At 61.6% G+C, this 24,569-nt stretch carries 22 protein-coding genes; 9 read left to right on the plus strand and 13 right to left on the minus strand.

Features of this window, described 5'->3' with window-relative positions; genetic code table 11:
* Positions 1-4: 4 nt before the first annotated feature.
* The 6 genes from hfq to Q8X48_RS03740 all read right to left on the minus strand — a co-directional run bounded on the left by hfq (position 5) and on the right by Q8X48_RS03740 (position 6,625).
* Positions 5-265, minus strand: a complete 261-nt coding sequence (gene hfq / locus Q8X48_RS03715; protein WP_003221112.1) for an RNA chaperone Hfq — start codon at positions 263-265, stop codon at positions 5-7.
* Positions 266-358: 93 nt separating this feature from the next.
* A complete protein-coding gene (gene miaA / locus Q8X48_RS03720) occupies positions 359-1,330 on the minus strand; it encodes a tRNA (adenosine(37)-N6)-dimethylallyltransferase MiaA (protein ID WP_095964698.1) in 972 nt (323 codons plus the stop codon).
* A complete protein-coding gene (gene mutL / locus Q8X48_RS03725) occupies positions 1,330-3,240 on the minus strand; it encodes a DNA mismatch repair endonuclease MutL (protein ID WP_407799692.1) in 1,911 nt (636 codons plus the stop codon). Before mutL ends, miaA begins: the two co-directional genes overlap by 1 nt.
* Positions 3,237-4,667, minus strand: a complete 1,431-nt coding sequence (locus tag Q8X48_RS03730; RefSeq protein WP_407799694.1) for an N-acetylmuramoyl-L-alanine amidase — start codon at positions 4,665-4,667, stop codon at positions 3,237-3,239. Before Q8X48_RS03730 ends, mutL begins: the two co-directional genes overlap by 4 nt.
* Entirely contained in the window at positions 4,668-5,138 is a 471-nt protein-coding gene (gene tsaE / locus Q8X48_RS03735; RefSeq protein WP_007973252.1) for a tRNA (adenosine(37)-N6)-threonylcarbamoyltransferase complex ATPase subunit type 1 TsaE, read from the minus strand.
* A complete protein-coding gene (locus Q8X48_RS03740) occupies positions 5,126-6,625 on the minus strand; it encodes an NAD(P)H-hydrate dehydratase (RefSeq protein WP_407799697.1) in 1,500 nt (499 codons plus the stop codon). Before Q8X48_RS03740 ends, tsaE begins: the two co-directional genes overlap by 13 nt.
* Positions 6,626-6,688: 63 nt before the next feature.
* Between Q8X48_RS03740 and queG the strand changes: the two genes are divergently transcribed.
* Positions 6,689-7,753, plus strand: a complete 1,065-nt coding sequence (queG, locus tag Q8X48_RS03745) for a tRNA epoxyqueuosine(34) reductase QueG (RefSeq protein WP_407799699.1) — start codon at positions 6,689-6,691, stop codon at positions 7,751-7,753.
* 119 nt (positions 7,754-7,872) lie between these two features.
* Here queG and Q8X48_RS03750 read toward each other — a convergent pair whose 3' ends face one another.
* Together Q8X48_RS03750 and orn are read right to left on the minus strand one after the other, a co-directional pair.
* A complete protein-coding gene (locus Q8X48_RS03750) occupies positions 7,873-8,484 on the minus strand; it encodes a trimeric intracellular cation channel family protein (RefSeq protein ID WP_007973246.1) in 612 nt (203 codons plus the stop codon).
* Between the two features lie 184 nt (positions 8,485-8,668).
* Positions 8,669-9,211, minus strand: coding sequence for an oligoribonuclease (orn, locus tag Q8X48_RS03755; protein ID WP_007995036.1), 543 nt, complete (start codon positions 9,209-9,211; stop codon positions 8,669-8,671).
* A 106-nt stretch (positions 9,212-9,317) separates the two neighbouring features.
* Between orn and rsgA the strand changes: the two genes are divergently transcribed.
* The 4 genes from rsgA (at position 9,318) to Q8X48_RS03775 (ending at position 12,407) form a co-directional block, all read left to right on the plus strand.
* Positions 9,318-10,349 carry a small ribosomal subunit biogenesis GTPase RsgA gene (gene rsgA / locus Q8X48_RS03760; protein ID WP_007978809.1) on the plus strand — a complete coding sequence of 344 codons (1,032 nt, stop codon included), beginning with the start codon at positions 9,318-9,320 and terminating at the stop codon, positions 10,347-10,349.
* Between the two features lie 197 nt (positions 10,350-10,546).
* The gene (locus Q8X48_RS03765) at positions 10,547-10,954 is read left to right on the plus strand and encodes a TIR domain-containing protein (protein ID WP_007978807.1); all 408 of its coding nucleotides are present in this window, start codon (positions 10,547-10,549) and stop codon (positions 10,952-10,954) included.
* A 2-nt stretch (positions 10,955-10,956) separates the two neighbouring features.
* A complete protein-coding gene (locus Q8X48_RS03770; protein ID WP_007978805.1) occupies positions 10,957-11,916 on the plus strand; it encodes a caspase family protein in 960 nt (319 codons plus the stop codon).
* Positions 11,916-12,407, plus strand: coding sequence for a toll/interleukin-1 receptor domain-containing protein (locus tag Q8X48_RS03775; protein ID WP_407799703.1), 492 nt, complete (start codon positions 11,916-11,918; stop codon positions 12,405-12,407). The genes Q8X48_RS03770 and Q8X48_RS03775 overlap by 1 nt, the downstream gene beginning before the upstream one ends.
* Before the next feature lie 243 nt (positions 12,408-12,650).
* On the opposite strand, the gene motB is transcribed toward Q8X48_RS03775, so the two are convergent.
* Both motB and motA read right to left on the minus strand, forming a co-directional pair.
* A complete protein-coding gene (gene motB / locus Q8X48_RS03780; RefSeq protein ID WP_407799705.1) occupies positions 12,651-13,697 on the minus strand; it encodes a flagellar motor protein MotB in 1,047 nt (348 codons plus the stop codon).
* Between the two features lie 162 nt (positions 13,698-13,859).
* Positions 13,860-14,711 (minus strand): flagellar motor stator protein MotA, encoded by an 852-nt coding sequence (gene motA, locus Q8X48_RS03785; protein ID WP_015093220.1) that lies wholly within the window; start codon positions 14,709-14,711, stop codon positions 13,860-13,862.
* 167 nt (positions 14,712-14,878) lie between these two features.
* Here motA and Q8X48_RS03790 point away from each other — a divergent pair, with 167 nt between their 5' ends.
* From Q8X48_RS03790 to asd, 3 genes are read left to right on the plus strand one after another with little or no spacing between them, the layout of a single operon-like run.
* On the plus strand, positions 14,879-16,417 hold the full coding sequence (locus Q8X48_RS03790) for an HDOD domain-containing protein (protein WP_407799707.1): 1,539 nt from the start codon (positions 14,879-14,881) through the stop codon (positions 16,415-16,417).
* Positions 16,418-16,459: 42 nt separating this feature from the next.
* Positions 16,460-17,275, plus strand: coding sequence for a rhodanese-like domain-containing protein (locus tag Q8X48_RS03795; RefSeq protein WP_407799709.1), 816 nt, complete (start codon positions 16,460-16,462; stop codon positions 17,273-17,275).
* Between the two features lie 19 nt (positions 17,276-17,294).
* On the plus strand, positions 17,295-18,155 hold the full coding sequence (gene asd, locus Q8X48_RS03800) for an archaetidylserine decarboxylase (RefSeq protein ID WP_008048034.1): 861 nt from the start codon (positions 17,295-17,297) through the stop codon (positions 18,153-18,155).
* A 132-nt stretch (positions 18,156-18,287) separates the two neighbouring features.
* On the opposite strand, the gene serB is transcribed toward asd, so the two are convergent.
* Positions 18,288-19,502, minus strand: coding sequence for a phosphoserine phosphatase SerB (gene serB / locus Q8X48_RS03805; RefSeq protein WP_407799712.1), 1,215 nt, complete (start codon positions 19,500-19,502; stop codon positions 18,288-18,290).
* 135 nt (positions 19,503-19,637) lie between these two features.
* Here serB and Q8X48_RS03810 point away from each other — a divergent pair, with 135 nt between their 5' ends.
* Positions 19,638-21,155: an AhpA/YtjB family protein gene (locus Q8X48_RS03810; protein WP_407799714.1), complete on the plus strand. Its 1,518-nt coding sequence runs from the start codon at positions 19,638-19,640 to the stop codon at positions 21,153-21,155.
* Between the two features lie 257 nt (positions 21,156-21,412).
* On the opposite strand, the gene Q8X48_RS03815 is transcribed toward Q8X48_RS03810, so the two are convergent.
* Positions 21,413-22,126 (minus strand): PqiC family protein, encoded by a 714-nt coding sequence (locus Q8X48_RS03815; RefSeq protein WP_407799716.1) that lies wholly within the window; start codon positions 22,124-22,126, stop codon positions 21,413-21,415.
* A gap of 175 nt (positions 22,127-22,301) precedes the next feature.
* Positions 22,302-24,569: a DNA topoisomerase IV subunit A gene (parC, locus tag Q8X48_RS03820; RefSeq protein WP_015093214.1), complete on the minus strand. Its 2,268-nt coding sequence runs from the start codon at positions 24,567-24,569 to the stop codon at positions 22,302-22,304.

Here is a 24,569-nt window from a genome sequence, read left to right on the forward strand (position 1 = left end):
CCTATCAGGCGTTACCTGGCTCAGCGTCACCTGCATCGGATTCGGTTGCGCTAGGCAGACGAATTGGACGCACCGGTACCACTGTAGAGATAGCGTGCTTGTAGACCATCTGGCTTACGGTGTTTTTCAGCAGGATGACGAACTGGTCGAACGACTCGATCGTTCCTTGCAGTTTGATACCGTTGACCAGGTAGATGGACACCCCAACTTTCTCTTTACGTAAAGTATTCAAGTAAGGGTCTTGTAGCGAATGCCCTTTTGACATGTGCCGCACTCCTTTAAGGATTCAATATAAAAAATAGGTAAACAGATGGCTTTAGCCGCCACACCCCCAAGGATAGACGGCAATTGCAAGGACTCAGCTCAATATGGAGATGGTCCCAAGGTATTTCAAGGCGCGCGGCAGATTGTCGCAATCCAGACTGTCCAGCCAATGCAGGTCAGTCCAACTGCGCAGCCAGGTGAACTGGCGTTTCGCCAATTGGCGCGTGGCAATGATTCCACGCTCCTGCATCTCGGCTGACGTCAGCTTGCCATCCAGGTAGTCCCAGACTTGGCGGTAGCCTACTGCACGTATAGACGGCATCCCGGCATGCAGGTCACCTCTATTACGCAGGGCTACGACCTCGTCAATGAATCCCTGTTCCAACATTAAAGTGAATCTTTGTTTAATTCGCTCGTGCAGTACCTGGCGATTTGCCGGGGCAATAGCCAAGTTCGCGACAGTATAGGGCAATTGTTGCTGTCCCGAAGCGGCTGCTTCGGTACTTTGCGCAGATTGTTGCAAGCGTAGCGCAGTCATGCTCTGACCGCTTACCCGATAAACTTCCAGTGCTCGACTCAGACGCTGCGGATCGTTCGGATGAATACGCGCGGCAGAAACCGGGTCGATCACTGCCAACTGGTCGTGCAGGGCTTGCCAGCCAAGGCGTGCAGCCTCTTCTTCGATCTGTGCGCGCACGTGCGGGTCGGCGGCCGGCATCTGCGCCAGGCCTTCAACCAAAGCCTTGTAATAGAGCATCGTGCCGCCTACCAGCAGCGGAATTTTTCCGCGCGCGGTGATCTCGGCCATGGCTTGCAGGGCGTCACGGCGGAAATCCGCAGCCGAATAGCTCTCCGCCGGGTCAAGAATATCGATCAGACGGTGCGGATATTGCGCCAGCAGCTCTTTGGAAGGCTTGGCGGTGCCGATGTCCATGCCACGGTAGACCAGCGCCGAATCGACGCTGATCAACTCGCAAGGCAGGACCTTGGTGAGTTCGATGGCCAGGTCGGTCTTGCCGGCGGCGGTCGGGCCCATCAGGAAAATCGCAGGTGGGAGCTGGCTCATCAACGACCGCGCAAGAACAGTTTGTCCAGATCGTCCAGGCCCAGTTGGGTCCAGGTCGGTCGGCCATGGTTGCATTGACCGCTGCGCTCGGTGTTTTCCATGTCACGCAGCAGGGCATTCATTTCCGGCAGGGCCAGACGCCGGTTCGCCCGAACCGCACCGTGGCAGGCCATGGTCCCGAGCAACTCGTTCAGGTGCGCCTGAATGCGGTCGCTGGTGCCGAACTCCATCAGATCCGCCAGGACGTCCGCGACCAGCCGATTGGCTTCGGCCTGCTTGAGCAGTGCCGGGATCTGCCGGATGGCCAGGGTTTCCGGGCCCAGGCGCTGCAACTCAAAGCCCAGGCGCTGGAACCAGGCGACATGCTCCTCGGCGCAATCGGCTTCACGCTGACTGACGGCCAGGGACTCCGGCACCAGCAACGGCTGACCACTGAGGCCCTCGCTGGCCATCGCCACCTTCAGGCGCTCATACATGATCCGCTCGTGGGCGGCGTGCATGTCCACCAGCACCAGGCCCTGGGCGTTTTCCGAAAGGATGTAGATGCCCTTGAGTTGTGCCAGCGCATAACCCAGCGGCGGGATGTCGTCCTGCCCGGCCGGTAGCGCGACGGCATTGGCCTCGGGCAGCGGCGCAAAAAACTCGCGGTAGGCGGCCTGCGCTTCGGCGACAGGCACACCGGACTGCGGGCGCGGCGTGTATTGATACTGATAACCCGCGCCAGAACCCGAACCTGCCGGCGCATTGAACGACGGCTGGGCCTGGGGCTGTTCCAGCAGCGCATTGGCGGCCAGGCGCATTTCTCCCTGAGGCCCGAATTCACCGGCTTCGAGGCCGGTAGGCCGGACGATGGCCGTGGCAACCGGTGCCGCCAGATGATCATCGGGGCGCACATCGCCCAAGGCACGATGCAAGGTGCCGTAGAGGAAATCGTGAACCATGCGCCCTTCACGAAAGCGCACTTCGTGTTTGGTCGGGTGCACATTGACGTCGACCCCGGTCGGATCGACTTCGAAAAACAGCACGAAGGTCGGGTGCCGACCGTTGAACAGCACGTCGCGATAGGCCTGGCGCACCGCGTGGGCCACCAGCTTGTCGCGCACGGCACGGCCATTGACGAAGAAATACTGCAAGTCGGCCTGACTGCGGTTGAAGGTCGGCAGGCCGACCCAGCCCCATAGATGCAGGCCGTTGCGCTCGATTTCGATCGGCAGGGCCTGTTCCAGGAAGCCCGGACCGCAAATCGCCGCCACGCGCCGGGCACGGGCGGCATCATCATGGGCCTCGTGCAGGCTGAGGATGGTCTTGCCGTTGTGGCGCAGATGGAACGCCACATCGAAGCGCGCCAGGGCCAGACGCCTGATGACTTCCTGCAGGTGATCGAATTCGGTTTTTTCGGTCTTGAGAAACTTGCGTCGTGCCGGCGTGTTGAAGAACAGGTCGCGCACTTCAACCGAGGTGCCCACCGGATGCGCCGCAGGCTGCACGCGGGGTGCCATGTCACGGCCTTCGGTCTCGACCTGCCAGGCCTGATCGGCGTCGCGGGTACGGGAGGTCAGGGTCAGGCGCGCGACGGAGCTGATCGATGCCAGGGCCTCACCGCGAAAGCCCAGGCTCATGACCTGCTCGAGGTCTTCCAGGTTGCGGATCTTGCTGGTGGCGTGACGGGCCAGCGCCAGCGGCAGGTCATCGGCAGAAATGCCGCTACCGTCGTCGCGCACCCGCAGCAATTTGACGCCGCCCTGCTCAACATCGACGTCGATGCGCCTGGCACCGGAGTCGAGGCTGTTTTCCAGCAGCTCCTTGATCACCGAAGCCGGGCGTTCAACCACCTCACCGGCGGCAATCTGGTTCGCCAGTCGCGGGCTGAGCAGCTCGATCCGAGCGCCGTTGTTTACGAGCTGATTCATTCTTTGGCCGCCAGTTCAGTGCCCGGAATGGTCAGGTGCTGACCGACCTTGAGCTCATCGCTCGACAGGTTGTTGGCACTGCGCAGGGCCGCGGGCGACACCTGATAACGCACGGCGATCATCGCCAGGGTCTCGCCCGGGTTGACGCGGTGGTCACGTGGCCCCTGCACGATCTTGCCGGAGTCGCGCAGCCAGGCAATGTAAGTGCCCGGCGGCGGGTTCTGCTGGAAGAACTGGCGCACGCCGCTGCTGATCGAACGCGCCAGCGCCTGCTGGTGGCCAGACGCGGCCAGCTTCGAGGCTTCGTTGGCGTTGGAGATAAATCCGGTTTCCACCAGGATCGACGGAATATCCGGCGACTTCAGCACCATGAACCCGGCCTGCTCGACCCGCTGCTTGTGCAGAGGCGTTACCCGGCCAATGTTGCTCAGCACCTTCTGGCCAACGTTCAGGCTGGACGTCAGGGATGCCGTCATCGACAGGTCGAGCAGCACGCCGGCGAGCATGCGGTCCTTGTCATCGAGGCTGACGTTGCCCGCACCACCGATCAGGTCGGAACGGTTTTCGCTGTCAGCCAGCCAGCGGGCCGTCTCCGAGGTCGCACCACGATCGGACAGGGCAAACACCGAGGCACCGAAAGCGGCGGCAGAAGGCGCGGCGTCGGCGTGGATCGAGACGAACAGGTCGGCGCCTTTCTTGCGGGCAATTTCGGTACGGCCGCGCAAAGGAATGAAGTAATCGCCGGTACGGGTCAGTTCGGCACGGAAACCTTTCATGCCGTTGATCTGGCGTTGCAATTCGCGGGCGATCTGCAACACCACGTCTTTCTCACGCTGACCGCGAGAACCCGATGCGCCCGGGTCTTCGCCACCGTGTCCGGCGTCGATCACCACGATGATATCGCGTTTGCCGGCCGGGGCCGGCGGCAGTTTGATTGCAGGCTCCACAGGCGTGACCGGCACGGCGGGCATCGTGGCCACAGTCGGTGTCGGCGCTGGGGGAGGCGCGGCATCCGCGGCGTTATCGAACAGATCGACCACCAAGCGGTTTCCGTACTGGGCGTTCGGCGCCAGGGAGAAGCTTTTTGGTGTCACCGCCTTTTTCAAGTCGATGACCACCCGCAGGTCGGTCGGCGTGCGTTGGGCCGAGCGCATGGCGGTAATCGGAGTATTCGATGTGTTGACGTTGAGTGGCGCACCGAGGGTCGCACCATTGATGTCGATGACCAGGCGATCCGGCGCGGTCAGGGTAAAGACGCTGTGTTGCACCGGGCCGGTCAGGTCAAACACCAGACGTGTGTTGTCCGGTGCCCGCCACAGACGAACACTGTTGACCTTCGAATCGGCCACAGCGTCGACGGTCACCGCCAGAAACAACACCCCTACGGCAGCAACCAACGCGCGAAAGCGCATACCTAACCCCATCATTTATTTGGATTCCAATGCCAAAGCGGCACACCAGGCCTCGCCACGCGAGCCCTGGGATAAAATTTTCAGCGAACGCCCGCTGTCTTGCGGGCTAATGGTAATGGTCAGGTCCGGCTTTGGCAAAAAGCCTGCACCTTTGTCGGGCCACTCGATCAGACACAGGGCATCGTCTTCGAAATAGTCGCGGATACCGAGGAACTCCAGCTCCTCCGGATCGACCAGACGGTACAAATCGAAGTGGAAGGCACGAATGTCACCAATCTCGTAGGGCTCAACCAGGGTGAAGGTCGGACTTTTTACTGCTCCGACATGCCCCAGGCCACGGATGATGCCTCGGGACAAGGTGGTTTTGCCCATCCCCAGGTTGCCCTCGAGGAAGATCAGGCCATGGCCTTGGGTGATTCGGGCAATGCGTGCGCCAAAGTCGCTCATAGCCTGCTCATCGGCCAGATACAGGGTTACTTCAGACACGGTGCTTGCTCCTCCAACAACTGACGAATGACTGGAATCAGATCACTGGCCGCCAGTCCACGGCCGAATTTTCCTAGCTGTTCGCCGGCATTGGCGTGCAGCCAGACCGCCAGGCAGGCCGCGTCGAAGGGTTCCATGCCCTGGGCCAGCAATGCGCCGAGCAAACCGGCCAATACATCGCCCAAACCGGCAGTAGCCATCGCCGGGTGGCCCTGATGACAGACGGCCAGCCGCCCGTCGGGACAGGTAACCAGGCTCCCGGCCCCCTTGAGCACCACGACCGCCGAATATTTCTTGCTCAATGCATGGGCCGCTGCCGGTCGGTCGGCTTGAACCTGCGCCGTACTCATTCCGAGCAAACGCGCCGCTTCGCCCGGATGCGGGGTGATCACGCAATCCCTGGGCAAACTCACACGTTCCTCGGCCAGCAGGTTCAGCGCATCGGCGTCCCAGACTTGCGGCAGCGGTGCGTTAGCGGCGGCCGACAACAAGCTGCGCCCCCAACCCGCTTGCCCCAGCCCCGGACCGACAACCAACACGGAAACCTTTTGCAGCAAATCCATCAGCTGATTGGCAGAGGAAGTGCCCAGCACCATCGCCTCGGGGATCCGCGCCAGTGCGGCCGCGACATGTTCGCTGCGGGTCGCCACCGACACCATGCCCGCACCGCTGCGCAGCGCACTTTGCGCGCTCAGTAGAATCGCGCCACCCAATCCGCGATCGCCACCGATCAGCAACACATGGCCGAATCTGCCTTTGTGGGAAGCCGGTGCCCGCGCTGCTGGACGCGGCAGATTAGCTGCGGTCAGGCGACGGGCGGTGAAAGCAGCGCCTTCTATCAACTGTGGGTCTGCGTGCAAGTCGTTGAACAGCAGTTCGCCGACCACATCCGCCGCCTCGCCGGTGAACAATCCCAATTTCAAGCCGATGAAGGTCACTGTCAGGTCGGCCTGCACCGCCACGCCGAGGATACGACCGGTATCGGCGCACAGCCCTGAAGGAATATCCACCGCCGCGGCCGGCAGCCCGCTCACATTGATCGCGGCGATGGCACCGGCATACGGCTCACGCACATCACCGCTCAGTCCGGTGCCAAGCAAAGCATCCAGGACGATGCCGCGCAATCCGGATTGTGCGGTCCAGGGCTCGATGAGCACTTTTTCAGAAACCGCCTCGGCATGTGCCAAGGCCGCGTCCCCCTGCAGGCGCTGCGGATCTCCCACCGCCAATACCCGGACAGACCAGCCTGCGCGCAGGGCCAACACGGCCACCAGATACCCGTCCCCGGCGTTGTTGCCATGGCCGGTGAGTACACTCAGTTCATTCGCTGTCGGCCATTGCCGCACCAGCGCCCGCCATGTCGCCCGCGCCGCGCGCTGCATCAATTCGAAGCCCGGTGTGCCGGCGGCGATCAGGCTCGCGTCGAGCGCTCGCACTTGCGCGGCACTGTACAGCGCGTCGGGTAATTCATCTTTAGTGTGCGGCATGCGTCTTCGGGCTCCGATGTCTGGCAGAATTATACGCACCTCAGCTCCGGTTTCTCTCGCCTCATGCCTGCTATTACCACAGACCTGCCTGCCCTCGCCCAATCCATCAAGGACTGGGGCCGCGAGCTGGGCTTTCAACAAGTCGGCATCAGCGGCCTCGACCTGGGCGAGCACGAGCACCACCTGGAGCGCTGGCTCGCCGCCGGCTACCACGGCGAAATGGACTACATGGGCGCCCACGGCAGCAAACGCTCACACCCGGAGGAGCTGGTGCCCGGCACTTTGCGCGTGGTTTCGCTGCGCATGGACTACCTGGCGGGCGACACCCACATGGCGAAAATGCTCGCCCAGCCGGAAAAAGCCTACGTCTCGCGTTATGCCCTGGGTCGCGATTACCACAAATTGATCCGCAAACGCGTGCAACAACTGGCGGACAAGATTCAGGCAGAAATCGGCCCGTTTGGTTTCCGTGCCTTTGTCGACAGTGCACCAGTGCTGGAAAAAGCCATCGCCGAACAGGCCGGCCTGGGCTGGATTGGCAAAAACACCCTGGTGTTGAATCGCAAGGCAGGCAGTTATTTCTTCCTCGCCGAGCTGTTCGTTGACTTGCCGCTGCCGGTAGACCCACCCCACGCCACCGAACACTGCGGTCGGTGCAGTGCCTGCCTCGACATCTGTCCGACCAATGCTTTCGTCGGTCCCTATGTGCTGGATGCCCGGCGCTGTATTTCCTACCTGACCATCGAACTCAAAGGCGCGATCCCGCAAGACCTGCGGCCGCTGATCGGCAATCGGGTGTTCGGTTGCGATGATTGCCAGATTGTCTGCCCCTGGAACCGCTTCGCCCGCCCCTCCGGTGAAAGCGACTTCAAGCCGCGGCACAACCTGGATAACGCCGGACTGGCGGAACTGTTCATGTGGGATGAGGAGAAATTCCTGAGCAGCACCGAAGGCTCGCCGCTTCGTCGGACCGGTTACGAAAACTGGTTGCGCAACCTGGCGGTAGGCCTGGGCAATGCGCCTTCGACGATCCCGGTGCTGGAGGCGTTGAAAGCGCGGCGCGAGCATCCGTCCGAACTGGTCCGCGAACACGTCGAGTGGGCCCTGAAACAACACGGCCTCGTGTAGGAGCGAGCTTGCTCCGGGCGGCGTTCCGACGATGGACGTCAACGATAACGCGGCAAGCCTGGTAGCCCGCGGAGCTCTCCGGTTCATCGCGAGCGAGCTCGCTCCTACAAGGGACCGCGTCAAGCTTCGTCGTTGTAGACGAACTTGGGCATTTCCCAGTGGAAACGGATCGCCAACAAGCGCAACAGGAAACCGCCGAACAGGGTGATCAGAATCGCCTGCTCCCCAGGCAAGTTCAGGTACAGACAGAGCATGTAGCACCACGCCGCCGCAAACGAGACGCTGGCATACAGCTCACGCCGGAAGATCAGCGGAATATCGTTGCAGAAAATGTCCCGCAGGATGCCGCCAAATACTCCGGTGATCACGCCGCTGACCGACGCGACCAACATGCCATGGCCCATTTCCAGGGCGGTGATGCAGCCGATCAGGGTGAAGGCCACCAGCCCCATGGCATCGAGCACCAGAAACAGTGAGCGCAAATGCCGCATCCAGCGTGCCGTGAACACGGTAATCATCGCCGCAGCCGTGGTCAGCACCAGGTATTCCGGGTGTTTGACCCACGTCAGCGGGTAATGCCCGAGTAGCACATCGCGCACCGAACCGCCCCCCAGTGCCGTGACGCAAGCGATCAGCACCACGCCAAACCAGTCCATGCCACGACGCCCGGCAGACAGGGCGCCGGTCATGGCTTCGGCGGTGATGGCGATCAGGTAGAGCATCAGCAACATGGTGGCGGTCCTTGCGAAAAGGCGCGCAGTCTACCCACTTCGCCCAAGCACCAAAAGAGGGCGCTACCAGACCACTGGTGGCGACTGTGCCTACGCCATCGCGAGCAAGCTCGCTCCCACAGGGCGGCGATGTACCTGTGGGAGCGAGCTTGCTCGCGATGGGGCCGGAGTGGACGACCGTGAATTAGAACTTGATGAAATGCTTGCGGTAGTGCTGCAACTCGGCGATGGATTCGCGGATGTCGTCCAGCGCCAGGTGGGTGCTGCCCTTCTTGAAGCTGTCACGCACGTCCGGTGCCCAGCGCGCAGCCAGCTCTTTGAGCGTGGACACGTCGAGGTTGCGGTAGTGGAAATAGCTTTCCAGGGATTTCATGTGGGTATAAAGGAAGCGACGGTCCTGGCAAATGCTGTTGCCGCAGATCGGCGATTTGCCCTTCGGCACCCACTTCTCCAGGAAGGCGATGGTTTCGGCTTCGGCTTCGGCCATGCTGATACGGCTATCGCGAACCCGCTGGGTCAGCCCGGAACCACCATGCTGACGGGTGTTCCACTCGTCCATGCCGGCGAGGATTTCGTCGCTGTGGTGAATGGCGATCACCGGGCCTTCGGCCAGGGTGTTCAGGTCACTGTCGGTGACGATGGTGGCCATTTCGATGATGACGTCGGTATCAGGGTTCAGACCGGTCATTTCCAGGTCGATCCAGATCAGATTCTGCGGATTTTGCATGTTCGGCTCCTAAGCAATGCTGCGCAGTTTAGCCTAGGCCGGTGGCCGGGCGTGCTAAACTCGCGGCCGTTTTACCTAATCGCTGCATTCTTTATACGGAACACCCATGGCCAAACGCCAACTCAATCGCCGCCAAAACTGGCGCATCGAAAAGATTCAGGGCGAACGCGCTGCCCGCGCCGCCAAACGCGAGTCCTCGGCTGTCGAGGCACTTGAGGGCGGCGATCTGGGCCCGGAACAGCACGGTCTGGTGATCGCGCACTTCGGTGTGCAGGTCGAGGTCGAGGCCCGCGACGGCGAACTGGCCGGCCAGGTGTTCCGTTGCCACCTGCGCGCGAACCTGCCGGCGCTGGTGACCGGTGATCAGGTGGTGTGGCGCGCCGGCAACCAGGGCATCGGCGTGATCGTGGCGCAACTGCCGCGCAACACCGAGCTGTGCCGCCCGGACAGCCGTGGTCAGCTCAAGCCGGTGGCGGCCAACGTCGACATGATCGTCATCGTGTTTGCACCGCTGCCCGAGCCCCACGCCAACCTGATCGACCGCTACCTGGTGGCGGCCGAACATGCGGGCATCAAGCCGCTGCTGCTGCTGAACAAATTCGACTTGATCGACGAAAACAACGCCCCTGCGCTGAATGCCTTGCTCGCCGTATACCGCACCCTCGGTTACCCGGTGCTGGAAGTGTCGGCGCATCACGGTAACGGTATGGAGCAGTTGCAGACGCAACTGGACGGACGCATCAGCGTGTTCGTCGGCCAGTCCGGTGTCGGCAAGTCGTCGCTGGTCAACAGCCTGCTGCCGGATGTCGAGACCCGCGTCGGCCCGCTGTCCGAGCTGTCCGGCCAGGGCACCCACACCACCACTACCGCGCGGTTGTTCCACTTCCCCGGCGGCGGTGAGTTGATCGACTCCCCGGGTATCCGCGAATTCGGCCTGGGCCACGTCAGCCGTGCCGACGTCGAAGCCGGCTTCATCGAGTTCAACGACTTGCTGGGCACCTGCCGCTTCCGCGACTGCAAGCATGACCGCGAACCCGGTTGCGCCCTGCTCAAGGCCCTTGAAGATGGCCGCGTGCAGCAGCAACGGATGAACAGCTACCGCTCGATCATCGCCAGCCTGCCGGAAAACGGCTACTAAACAGACGTGCCGACCGCCCGGCTTACGCGGGGTGGTCGGCGGCTGGATCTTCCCCCGCTTAAACGTCAGACCTTTCTGTAAGACGTGCGCACACTCGCTTGTAGGGCATTTCTCTTTCCGCGCCGACCTCTTGTAGCCGCCCTGCAATCGCCTAGTTTCAAACCCTCTTCGCACTCAAGCGACACCGAGGGACACCCATGCAAACCTACCATCTGTTCATCAGCCACTCGTGGAACTACTCCGACGCCCACGACAATCTTGTGCGTCTGCTCAACGCCAAGCCCGGTTTCACCTACAAGAATTTTTCGGTGCCACCGGACAACCCGATTGTCGGCGCGAAAACCGACAAACAACTTGAGGAGGCCATCGAAAACAAGATCCGTCCGTGTTCGGCGGTATTGATCATGGCCGGGATGTATTCCACCTACAGCAAGTGGATCAACAAGGAAATCGAGATCGCCAAGCGCATGGGCAAGGTGATCATTGCGATCAAACCGTTCGGCGCCGAGCGGATTTCCACGGTAGTACGTGAGGCGGCACATGCCGAGTGTGCCTGGAACACCAACAGCATCATCAGCGCCATTCGCCAGCACACGGCGGTGTAACCATGCGCAAGGGACTGTTTATCGGCATCAACGACTACACCCACGTTTCGCGGCTGAGCGGTTGCAGCAATGACGCCATGGCCATGGCTTCCGTGCTGAAGACCGACGCCAATGGCGATCCGAACTTCAAGAACATCGTGCTGACCTCCGCCGAGGACTACCTGAGCCGGGAAAAGCTCGAAGACCAGATCCGCGAACTGTTTTCCGGGGACTGCAATGTCGCGCTGCTGTATTTCGCCGGCCACGGCAGCTTCGACACCGACACCGACGAAGGCATGTTGATCCCGCAGGATTACAAGAGCGCCAAGGACGGGATTCGCCTCAGCGACATTCTCAACTGGGCGAGCAAGGCCACGAAGATCAAAAACAAAGTGATCATCCTCGATTGTTGCCAGAGCGGCTCGGCCGGCGAACTGCGCGCCTTGCGCAGTGAGGGCAGCGTGGTCGGCGAAGGCATGACCATTCTGACCGCCTGCAAAAAGGAAGAGCCGGCGATGGAGGGCGGGCAACACGGCGTGTTCACCGGACTATTGCTCCAGGCCCTGCACGGCGGAGCAGCGAACATCCTGGGCAAGATCACACCCGGCAGCCTCTATTCGTTTGTCGACAACGCCCTCGACGCCTGGGAACAGCGCCCGGTGTTCAAGACCAACGTCTCGCAGTTCATTTCCCTGCGCGAAGTGTCACCGCTGATCCCCAAGGAAATCCTGCGCAAACTCCCCGAATGGTTTGCCGAAGCGGAGTCGGTGTACCCCCTCGCCCCCAGCTTTGAGCCCACCGAGCCCGAATTCAACCCGGAGCACGGCGACGTCTTCGCCCAGTTGCAAAAGTGCAACCGCCACAGCCTGGTCGAACCGGTGGACGCCGAGCATATGTACTACGCCGCCATCCACTCCACCGGCTGCCGCCTCACCGCCCTCGGCGCCTATTACCGCGAACTCGCGATCAAGGGACATTTCTGATGCCAGTGTTTATCAGCTACCGCCACATGGACCGCGCCCACGCGGTCAAGATCAACGGGCGCTTGATCCAGGCCAACATCAAGACCTACCTCGATGTGCTGGATGCCGAATCCCAGACCACCGACGACATCACTGGGGTGATCACCCGCAACATCAGTGAATGCACGCACCTGCTGGCGGTGGTCTCGGAGAAAACCGCGCTGTCCTGGTGGGTGCCGTTCGAAATCGGCGAGGCAACCATCACCAACCGACGCATCTGCTCGTTCAAGACCGGCCCGACCGAACTGCCGCTGTACCTGGACAAATGGCCGAAGCTGACCAGCGACCGGGACATCGAGTTCTTTATCGATGCCTATCGCAATGAAGCGACGCTCAAGCGCTCGATGGCACTGGATTCGGTGACCGGTAGCGAGTCGGTGCGCAGCGTCAACAAGTCCAATGCGGATCGCTTCCACTCCGACCTCAAGTCCCGAATCATCCGCGGCTTCTGAGTCACTCTGCTCCCCGATCCGTCTTCTTGACCGGTCGGGGTTTCTCTCACCCCATCATCTGTAGGAGCCAGCTTGCTGGCGATGGACTCCAGTACGCCGAGTGGATTCAGACAGCACGCGCTATCGTTGACGACCATCGCCAGCAAGCTGGCTCCTACAGGGGATCGTGCCCCCCCCCTGGCGGCCTCCAAACCAGTGAAAGCCGCACAAAAAAGCCGACACCACTGTCGGCTTTTTTGTCGGTCACTGCTTGGGCGGTTCAGCCGGTTTGGCTGGCTCACCCGGTTTCGGTGCCGGATCATCAAACAGGTTCAAACGCTCGCGCAGTTCGTGGGCCGGCAACGGTTCCTTGTCCGCCGGCAACGCGTTCGGGTCGACCGGCACGGTCGGTGCCGCGCCTGGTGCAGCCGAACCTTGCGGTGCATCGGGAGCAGGCTCCGCGCCTTGCGAGCCTTCGATGGCCCGCTGGGCTTTCTTGGTCAGCACCACGATGTCGATACGGCGGTTGACCGGGTTGAACGGATGTTCGCGATCGAACAACGCCGACGAGGCATAACCGACCACGCGCGCCACCTGTGCATCCGGATAGCTGCCCGCCACCAGCGCACGCCGTGCGGCGTTGGCACGGTTGGCCGAGAGTTCCCAGTTACCGAAATCACCGGTGCCGGTGTATGGCTTGGCATCGGTGTGGCCGCTGATGCTGATCTTGTTCGGCACCGCCTTGATGGTGTCGGCCATGGCCAGCAGGATGTCTTCGAAATACGGTTTCAAGCGAGCCGAGCCCGAGTCGAACATCGGGCGGTTTTCCGCGTCCATGATCTGGATGCGCAGGCCGTCCTGAGTGATTTCGAACAGGATCTGGTCCTTGAACTTCTGCATCTGCGGGTTTTCTTCGACCTTGTTCTGCAGTTCCTGCAGCAACAACTCGAGGCGCTCTTTTTCGACCTGCTCGGCCATGCCTTCGACCTGGTCGGTATCGATGGTGACCTTGTCCGGCTGCGGCTGGGACTTCACCTCGGGGTTGAGGGTGTTTTCCGGCGCCAGGGTCGGCGTGCCGCCCAGATCGATGATGTACGGCGTGCCGCTTTCGGAAAAGCCGATCGGGTCCTTGAAGTAACCGGCGATGGCAATCTTCTGTTCCGGCGTGGCGGTGGACAGCAGCCACAACACCAGGAAGAACGCCATCATCGCCGTAGCGAAGTCGGCGAAGGCGATTTTCCACGCGCCCCCGTGATGCCCGCCGGCGATGCGTTTGACGCGCTTGATGATTATCGGCTGATTATTTTCCATACAGAGTGCTCTGTCTCACAAATACTGTTCCTTTTTGACGGTGCCTGTTGTCGCCATACGGCGTTGCCGCTCCTCGCCATAGCGGGCTATGACTCGTCGCGGCGCCTTGTCTGGCAACAACAGTCACTCGCCAAAAAAGGAACGTATTTGCGAAACAGAGCACTATCGACCGCGAACCGCTTGTTCCAGCTCGGCGAAGCTTGGACGGTGCGCCGGGTACAGGACCTTGCGTCCGAACTCTACGGCCAGCGATGGCGGCATGCCGGAAGCCGAAGCCACCAGCGAGGCCTTGATGGCTTCGTAGACGTTCAGCTCCTCCTTGGCATCGTGGGCCAGGGAGTGGGCCAGCGGGCCAAAGAAGCCGTAGGCGGCGAGAATACCGAAGAAGGTACCGACCAGTGCCGCACCGACGTGCAGGCCGATGGACTTCTGGTCGCCCTCACCCAGCGAGGCCATGGTCACCACGATACCCAGTACCGCCGCGACGATACCGAAACCGGGCATGGCGTCGGCGATGCCGTTGACTGCGTGGGATGGGTGTTCCAGGTCTTCCTTGAGGCTGAACAGCTCCATGTCGAACAGGCCTTCCAGCTCGTGCGGGGCCATGTTGCCGGAGGACATGATGCGCAGGTAATCACAGATGAACGCGGTCATGCGTTCGTCCTTGAGGACCGTCGGGTACTTGGCGAAGATCGGGCTCGCGGCGGCATCTTCGATGTCGCCTTCGATGGCCATCATGCCTTCGCGGCGGCTCTTGTTGAGGATCTCGTAGATCAGGCCCAGCACTTCAAGGTAAAAGGCGTGGTTGAAACGCGAACTGAACATGCTCAGGGACTTCTTGAGCACGTGCATCGTCATGTAGCCGGGGTTGGCCTGCAAGAAGGCGCCGAGGGCCGCACCACCGATGATCATCACCTCGAAAGGCTGGATCAGAGCGGCAATCTTGCCGTGGGAAAGCACGTATCCGCCGAGCACGCTCGCGAATACGACGATGATGCCGATAATTTTAGCCATAGGTTAGGAGAGCACTTACTGAGTCGGGTTCAAGGTCATATTCGGAAGTTAAAAAATCTCTTCTTCTACTTATCGGCAAAACTGCGCCAGACTATAGCCAGTTCAGGCGAAAAGCTAATTTGACCCCTTCCGGGCACAGGTATTGTTGACGATGATCGCCTCCCACCATGGTTAACGAAACGAACGTTCCAACACCAAAACCGACGACGCTCGAAGGCTGGGTCAAGCTGCTCGATGGCGTGCGCCTGCCGGTTCCGCAAGCCAGCCACGACCGGGTCTGCAAGGCCATCCGCGACAATCGCAGCTCGCTGCGCGATATCGCCGACCTCATGCAAGGCAGCCCCGCCCTGGCCTTGAGCGTGATTCGCGAAGCCAACCGGCACACCCACGGCGGTATGGCCGAGCCGGCGGAAAACCTCGAGATAGCGATCAATCGCCTCGGTTTGAAGCGCACCGAAGAGCTGCTCGCTCGCCTGCCCGCCGAACCCCAGTCCGAAATCCCCAAAGCCTTGCGTCAGCTGCAGATGATCAGCCAGCACGCCACGCAACAGGCCAATGGTTTTTTTGCCAGCCGCCTGGCGCGCCTGTGGCAGGACATCCACTGGGGTAGCCTGCTGTTTCTTTCGCCCCTGTGGCCTTTGGCGCTGACCCATCCAAAACTGCTCGCAGACTGGGAACTGCGGGTCATCCATAAAGGTGAGTCGGCACGTAAAGTCGAAATGCAACTGTTTGGCGTACGCCTGCTGGACATCGGCCAGGCGCTGGTAGAGATCTGGCGCTTGCCGATCTGGGTGCAACAGGGCTATCGACTGTTACTCACCGAGCAGCGGGAGCTGGTGAAAGTCCTGCGCATCGCCCGTGACAGCGAGCACCCGTTGCGCCAGCAGAACCGCCTCGATGACGATCCGACCCTGCGCCGCTGGCTCAATCAACCGGCCAATACGGTGCTGCTGGCCAACGGGCTGGCGCTGTCGGCACAACACGCTTGGGACAGCCCGCACAGTGAACGCTGGCAGTACCTGACCAGCCTTTACCTGCAAATGCCGATGGATGAGGTGCAACAACAACTGCACCAGCAAGCCGCCAACAGCGCGCGCCATCACGCCATGCCCGACCTCTGGCACCCCGCCGAATCGCTGATCTGGCCGTGGGGCATGAACCGTATCCACGCCGGACTGCTGCCGGCCGCGGCCCCCACTGCCGAAGATCTGGCGAAATGGCGCAAGCAATGCGCCGAATTGCTGGCCGAGCCGAGTCGTTTCACCAACGCCATGCACTTGACCATCGCCGCCCGGGACGCCCTTGCAGCCTGCGGCATGCGTCGGGTGATGATCCTGATGGCCGACCGTACCCATGCCAACCTGCGCGTGCACCAGACGGCCGGCCTGCCGAAGGAAACGGCCGGGCTGAACTTCGTGGTCAGCCAGAGCAACGTGTTGCAACGCCTGCTCGCGCAACAGGCCCAGGTCCGCCTGACGCCGGCCAACAACGCGCAATTCTCGGCCCTGCTGCCCAACAGCCTGCGCTCACAGTTCAGCGGCGAACACCTGCTGCTGCGCTCGCTGGTCAATAATGGCCGGGTGATCATGATCGTCGTGGCGGACCAGGGCGGCGGGCCGTTTTCGGAAATTTCCGTACAGGCCTTCGGCAAAACCGCGCAGTGCATCGAAAAAGCCCTGCATAGCTTTAGCCACCGCGGCCAATAAGGCTGCGCTACAATCCTCCCTTTTGTGCTCTGGAGACCTCACATGTCTGACTTCTCTGGCTTGCCGCTGGTGATCGAACCGAGCGACTTGCTCCCTCGCCTCGACGCCCGCGAACTGATTCTGGTGGACTTGACCAGTCCCGCCCGCTACGCCGAGGGACACATTCCCGGCGCACGCTTTGTCGATCCGAAACGCACGCAACTGGGGCAGGCCCCCGCCCCGGGACTGATGCCCCCGCAGGCAGCGCTCGAAGCGCTGTTTGGCGAGCTGGGACACAACCCCGATGCGGTGTACGTGGTGTATGACGACGAAGGCGGCGGTTGGGCCGGACGCTTTATCTGGCTGCTGGATGTCATCGGCCACAGCAAGTACCACTATGTCGACGGCGGCCTGACGGCCTGGCTGGCAGAAGGCTTGCCCATGTCGATCCAGATCCCGCCAGCCGTGGGCGGCCCGGTTTCTCTGACCCTGCACGACGAACCCACCGCCACCCGCGAATACCTGCAAAGCCGGCTCGGTGCTGCCGACCTGGCCATCTGGGACGCACGCGGGCCGCTGGAGTATTCCGGCGAGAAAGTCCTGGCGGCCAAGGGCGGGCACATTCCCGGCGCGGTCAATTTCGAATGGACCGCCGGCATGGATCGGGCACGCCAGTTGCGCATCCGCACCGACATGCCGCAGATCCTCGAACAACTCGGGATCAGCAAAGACAAAGAAGTGATTACCCACTGCCAGACCCACCACCGTTCTGGCTTCACCTATCTGGTGGCCAAGGCTCTCGGTTATCCGCGAGTCAAGGGCTACGCTGGCTCTTGGGGCGAATGGGGCAACCATCCCGATACCCCGGTAGAAATTTAAGATTTTTTAAGGACTGTTAATGAACAAGCGTCTGTTTCTCCTCGGCCAGTACCTGCTGCCCCACAACTTGCTCTCGCGACTGGCCGGCTGCATCGCCGAATGCCGCGTGCGCTGGTTCAAGAATGCCTTTACCGCCTGGTTCGCCAAGCGCTATCAGGTGGACATGTCCCAGGCGCTGGTCGAAGACCTGACTGCCTACGAGCACTTCAACGCGTTCTTCACCCGCGCACTGAAAGACGGTGCCCGTCCTCTGGACGAAACGCCGGGCGCGATCCTCAGCCCGGCCGACGGCGCGATCAGCCAGCTCGGCCCGATCGAGCACGGTCGCGTGTTCCAGGCCAAGGGCCACAGCTTCAGCGTGCTGGAACTGTTGGGTGGCGATGCGGCGAATGCTGCACCGTTCATGGGCGGTGACTTCGCGACCATCTACCTGTCGCCGAAGGACTACCACCGCGTGCACATGCCGCTGGCCGGCACCCTGCGCGAAATGGTCTACATCCCGGGCCGTCTGTTCTCGGTCAACCAGACCACCGCTGAAAACGTTCCGGAACTGTTCGCCCGCAACGAGCGCGTGGCATGCATTTTCGACACTGAGCGCGGGCCGATGGCCGTGGTGCTGGTGGGCGCGATGATCGTGGCTTCGATTGAAACCGTCTGGGCCGGCCTGGTCACGCCGCCGAAACGCGAGCTGAAAACCTTCCGCTACGACGAAGCCGCTCGCGCGCCGATCCATCTGGAAAAAGGTGCGGAACTGGGCCGCTTCAAACTGGGTTCGACCGCTGTCGTGCTGTTCGGGCCGGATCAGGTGAAGTGGGCTGAAGAAATGACTGCCGGTACAGCAGTGCAGATGGGTCAGGGTATGGGTTCGCCAAAGGCCTGATAGACAACCGCCATTCACTGTAGGAGCGAGCCTGCTCGCGATGGACGTTAACGATGACGCGGGTTTCCTGAATGCCCGCGTTGCTCTCAGGTTCATCGCGAGCAGGCTCGCTCCTACAGGTGTTTTGCGGTGTTACAGCTGGCCGTCGCGATCGCGGAAGCCCAGCAGGTACAGCACGCCATCCAGGCCCAGCGTCGAAATGGCCTGCTTGGCCGACTGTTTGACCAGCGGCTTGGCGCGGAACGCTACGCCCAACCCGGCAATCGCCAGCATCGGCAAGTCATTGGCACCGTCGCCGACCGCAATGGTCTGCTCCAGGCGCAAGCCTTCCTTGTGTGCCAGTTCCTTCAGCAAATCCGCCTTGCGCTGCGCATCGACAATCGGCTCGACCGCTACGCCGGTGACTTTGCCGTCGATCACTTCCAACTCGTTGGCGAACACATAGTCGATTCCCAGCTTGGCCTGCAGTTGCTTGGCGAAGTAGGTGAAGCCACCCGACAGGATCGCGGTCTTGTAGCCCAGGCGCTTGAGTTCGGCGAACAGGGTTTCCGCGCCTTCGGTCAGGCGCAACGAAGCACCGATGGAATCCAGCACATTGACGTCCAGACCTTTGAGCAAGGCCAGGCGTTCCTTGAAGCTGGCGCGAAAATCCAGCTCGCCGGCCATTGCACGCTCAGTGATTTCCGAAACCTTGTCACCCACGCCAGCCGCCTTGGCCAGTTCGTCGATCACTTCGGCTTCGATCAGGGTCGAGTCCATGTCGAACACCGCCAGACGACGGTTCCGACGGAACAGCGAATCTTCCTGGAAGGCGATATCGACGTTCAGTTCCTGGGCGACGCTGAGGAACTCGGCCCGCAGCGCCTGCGGATCAGCCGCCTCGCCACGCACGGAAAACTCGATGCAGCCCTTGCCCTTGTCGGCCGGGGTGTCCAGCGGCATGCGCCCGGACAGACGATCGATGTGGTCAATGTTCAGGCCATATTTGGCGGTGATCGAACTTACGGCCTGCAACTGCCCGGCTGTCACCTTGCGGGTCAACAGGGTCACGATGTGGCGCTTTTTGCCCTGGTTGCCGACCCACTGCTGGTAATCCTGCTCGGACACCGGTGTGAAACGCACCTGTTGATCGAGCTCGTAGCCCTTGAACAGGATGTCCTTGAGCACGGACTTGCCTTGCTCGGTGTCGGGAATTTCAACCAGGATGCCGAACGACAAGGTGTCGTGGATCACCGCCTGACCGATGTCGAGAATGTTCACACCACCCTGGGCCAGAACGCCGGTAATGGCCGCAGTCAGACCCGGACGGTCGACTCCCGTGATGTTTATCAGGACGATTTCGCGCAAGGCGCACCCCCGCAGGTGGAAAAAAACCGCATTCTACCCACTTTCAGTGACCATCGGGCACCGTGAGCGCTTTGACGGTCTAGGGCCTGTCGCTATACTGCGCGTCAACTTCACGGACAAAAGAGCCGAGCTCAAGTGAACCGGCCTACGCCAGTAAAAACCGATAACTTCTTCCTGCTGATCTTCCGGGCACTGCGCCACCGCCGTGTACCGATTGCATTGCGCATCGCCAGCCATAACGTGATCCTGGTCGCCCTGGCCCTGGTCATCTATGCCGGCGTGATGGGCCTGCAGTTCAAGCAGGCCATGCACGAGCAGGCGGATGCGCTGGGCGAAAGCCTGACGACGCAGACGGCCACTTCGGCCACGGAGCTGTTGGTGTCCAACGACATCCTCAGCCTCAATGTGCTGCTCAATAACCTGACCAAGAACAAGCTGGTGGCCCACGCCGCCATCTACAGTCCGGACAACCGCATCCTTGCCGAATCCGGCCAGCGTCCCAAGCATGGCCTGCTGGGCGAGGCCGAAGGCATGTACCAGAGCAAGATCACCTTCCAGGACGTGACCGCCGGGCAATTGCGCATCAGTCTGGACATGGACCAGTTCCAGCAGCCGATGACCATAAGCCTGCAAAGCATGGGCATCCTCAGCGCGATCCTGCTGGCCCTGTCTTTGGCCCTGAGCCTGCGCATGGGGCGGTATCTCTCAACACCCCTGCTGCAATTGCGGGTGTGGCTGCGCAATATCGACGAATACACCCCGGCCACCGACCGCCAGGACGAAATCGGCGACCTGGCGCGTCAGTTGCACGCCAACTTCGCCCCGGAGCCCGCCCCTGTGCCGGAACCGGAGCCGGAATTCGACGACGTCGATGACGAGACCGACCCGGCCTTCGAAGTCCGTAACCTGCGCGATCCGAGTTTCGACGAAAGCCGCCCGGTAGCGGCGCTCAAGCCAGCGCCACGGCAGATCGTCAGCACCGTCGAAGACGACGATGACGAAGACCCGTTCGCCGACCTGCGCGACGAGGCACTGGACAGCACCCCGCAACCGGTGATTCGCAAGGCTACGCCGAGCGTGCCACAACACAGCGCGGTACTGGCGGTGCAACTGGGTTCCCAGGAGCAACTGCGCCGCCTGCCGCGGGCGCGCCTTGAAGAACTGCTGGAGCGTTATCGCGATTGCCTCGACCAGGCCGCATCGCTGTATCAAGGCGAAGTGGAGACCTTGAACGATGGCAGCACGCTGATGCTGTTCCACACCGAAGACAGCGGCGACGATTACCTGACCAACGCCATTTGCTGTGGCGAGCTGTTGCGGGCCCTGGGCCACCAGTTGCAGATCGAAGTCGCGGACAGCGGCATCACCCTGCAATTGCAGCTGGGCCTGACTCTGGGCGACGAACTGTTCGGCCTGAGCCAGATCGACCTGCTGCTGACCGACCCTGCCCTGGACGCCCTGGCCCTGTCGCAACACAGCCGCAACCTGCTGCTGGTGGAACGCAAGATCAGCGACGACGCCTTGATCCGTCAGCGCGCACGGATCCGCCCGATTGCCAGCCCAGAGGGCGCGTGCTGCGTGGAGCGGTTGATGGAGCCGTATCCATCGATGCTTGAGCGGCAACTGGCGCGAATGCACGAGCGCCGGGCTTAAACCTTAGGCCCGGCCACGATGAAGCCCGCAGATGAGTGATCGTCTGCGGGCTTTTTTGTTGCCTGTCATGACGCCTTCGCGGGCAAGCCCGCTCCCACAGGTTCAGGGGCGTTCACATAATTTGTGTACGACATGGACACTGTGGGAGCTGGCTTGCCAGCGAAGAGGCCGGAACTGACGCCAGATATCCCCAGCCGGCAGAAACAATAAAGCCCGCACAAGGCGGGCTTTATTGGGGGAACAGCTTCAGCTCTGGCTTAGAAGCGGAACACTTCCATATCCGTACGAATAGGCGCGGCCATCGGGATCTTCGGCTGCTTTTCCTGTTCTACCGCAGGTGCAGCCGCCTTGGCTGGCGCTTTACGCGGGGCTTCGGCGATCGGTGGCTGATTGGCCAGCGGCTTGAGCGCCACCGACAGTTGCTCGGCCAGGCGCTGCAACAACACGCCCTGTGCCTGGACCTGAGCCGCCGTACTACCGGCATGCTGTTCCTGCAAATGGATGATGCGATTATCACGGACCTGCCCGCGACGGTCGATCAGGCGCCATTGCGCATCGAGGATCGCCGGTTGCTTTGCACCCGAATCAAGGCGCGTGATGGTCAGCAGCACCTGAACGTCCGGGGTGAAGCCCAATGTTGCCGGGGCCAGCACTACGCGCTGGCTGTCCAGGTGACCCGCGACCTGACGCAGCAGCAACTGATCGATATCCGACGAAAGGCTGCCGGCCCAACGACCGTCGGTCGATGCTTGCAAGCTGCCATCCGGCTGACGCTGCAACAGGGTTTCGCGCTGCAGGTAGTCGGCCACGGTGACCGGACCCAACAATACCGCCATGCCCGCGTTCTGTGCAGGCTGAACCGGGTTTCCAGCGTCCAGCTGATACAACGACACCGGTTGGTGAACGCTGCAACCCGCCAGGCCAAGAATGCCGGCGAGCATAAGAATAAAAGGAAGGCGCAGAGCAGTCATCGTCCCATCCAGGTGATCAATAAAAGGCTGATCACAGTGAAAATACTCAATAAATATGAAGAACGCGCGGCAGTGCCGGCGCTTGAAAGGCCATATCATCCGTGAATATGCGTTCCGACTCCAGCGCAAAGCGCCGAACTACGGGTTAATTCGTAGTTCGGCGCTTCTATGTCGCCTAATTGAGGTTTTCGACGAGCAGCGCATCTACCCTCTGGAAGCCACGCGGCAGCTTGTTGCCACGACGGCCACGTTCACCTTTGTAGTGTTCGAGGTCGTCCGCTTTCAGTGACAAGGTACGTTTCCCGGCCTGCAACACCAAGGTTGCACCGTCCGGCAATACGGCGATGTCCGTCACATACTCTTCGCGACTGGCCACTCGCTCACCGGGAATCCCGATGATCTTGTTGCCTTTGCCTTTCCCTAATTGTGGCAGGTCGCTGATCTTGAAGATCAACAGGCGACCTTCGGTCGTCACCGATGCCAGCCAGTTCTGCTCACGATCGGCCACAGGGCGCGGCAGCATGACTTTGGCGTTGTTCGGCAGGCTCAACAGGGCCTTGCCCGCCTTGTTCTTGGCTTGCAGGTCCTCGCCCTTGACCACGAAACCGTAGCCGGCGTCGGAGGCGATCACGTACAACGCATCGTCTTCGGGCATCAGCACGCATTCGAAACTCGCTCCCGGCGGCGGCGTCAGGCGACCGGTCAGCGGTTCGCCCTGGCCACGGGCCGACGGCAAGGTGTGGGCGGCCACCGAGTAACTGCGGCCGGTGGAGTCGATAAACACGGCAAACTGGTTGGAGCGCCCGGCGGCCAGCGCCTTGAAACCGTCCCCGGCCTTGTAGGAAAGCCCGGTGGCATCGATCTCGTGGCCTTTGGCGGAGCGAATCCAGCCTTTTTCCGACAGCACTACCGTCACTTTCTCGTTCGGCAGCAGATCGTGTTCGGTCAGGGCCTTGGCTTCGGCGCGCTCGACAATCGGCGAACGGCGGTCGTCGCCGTAGGTTTCGGCGTCCTTGATCAGCTCGGTGCGCACCAGCTTCTTCAACTTGGCTTCGCTGCTCAGCAGGGCTTGCAGCTTGGCTTGTTCCTTGAGCAGTTCATCCTGCTCGGCACGCAGCTTCATCTCTTCCAGTCGCGCCAGCTGACGCAAACGGGTGTCGAGGATGTAGTCGGCCTGGATCTCGCTCAGGGCGAAGCGTTCGATCAGTTTGGCCCGTGGCTGTTCCTCGGTACGGATGATGTGGATCACTTCATCCAGGTTGAGGTAGGCAATCAGCAAACCGTCCAACAGGTGCAGGCGACGCTCAACCTTGTCGAGGCGGAATTGCAGGCGACGACGCACGGTCTGCACCCGGAATTCCAGCCATTCGACCAGCAGCGCGCGCAGGTTTTTCAGCTGCGGCTTGCCGTCCAGGCCGATGATGTTGATGTTGACCCGGTAGCTCGACTCCAGCTCGGTGCTGGCGAACAGGTGTTGCATCAAGGCATCGTGGTCGAAGTTCTTGCGCGCCCCCGGAATGATCACGATCCGGCACGGGTTTTCGTGGTCGGATTCGTCGCGCAGGTCGGCGATTTGCGGCGCCTTGGACGGCTTGGCCTGCATCATCGCGGCGATCTGTTCCAGCACCTTGGCGCCCGAGACCTGATGCGGCAACGCGGTGACGATGATGTCGCCGTCTTCGATGTGATACACGGCGCGCATGCGAACCGAGCCGCGACCGGTTTCGTAGATTTTCAGCAGGTCGGCGCGCGGGGTGATGATTTCCGCTTCGGTCGGGTAATCCGGGCCCTGGATGTGCTCACAGAGCTGTTCGACCGTGGCCTTGGGCTCATCGAGCAAACGCACGCACGCCGTGGCGACTTCGCGCAGGTTGTGCGGCGGCACGTCGGTGGCCATGCCCACGGCGATGCCGGTGGTACCGTTGAGCAGGATGTTCGGCAAACGGGCCGGCAGGACTAGCGGCTCGTCCAGCGTGCCGTCGAAGTTCGGCCCCCAGTCCGCCGTGCCCTGGCCCAGCTCGCTGAGCAGCACTTCGGAATAACGCGACAGCCGCGCTTCGGTGTAACGCATGGCGGCGAAGGACTTGGGATCATCCGGCGCACCCCAGTTGCCCTGGCCGTCGACCAGCGTGTAGCGATAGCTGAACGGCTGGGCCATCAGCACCATGGCTTCGTAGCAGGCCGAGTCGCCGTGGGGGTGGAATTTACCGAGCACGTCACCGACGGTACGCGCCGATTTCTTGTGCTTGGAATCGGCGTCCAGCCCCAGCTCGCTCATGGCGTAGACGATACGCCGCTGTACCGGTTTCAGTCCGTCGCCGATATGCGGCAAGGCACGGTCCATGATCACGTACATGGAGTAGTTGAGGTAGGCATTTTCGGTGAAGTCAGCCAGTGACCGGCGTTCTACACCGTCCAGGCTGAGATCAAGGGAGTCGCTCAT

Origin of the sequence: Pseudomonas sp. QLc11A (assembly GCF_052112305.1) — a bacterium.
Lineage (GTDB): Bacteria > Pseudomonadota > Gammaproteobacteria > Pseudomonadales > Pseudomonadaceae > Aquipseudomonas > Aquipseudomonas laurylsulfatiphila.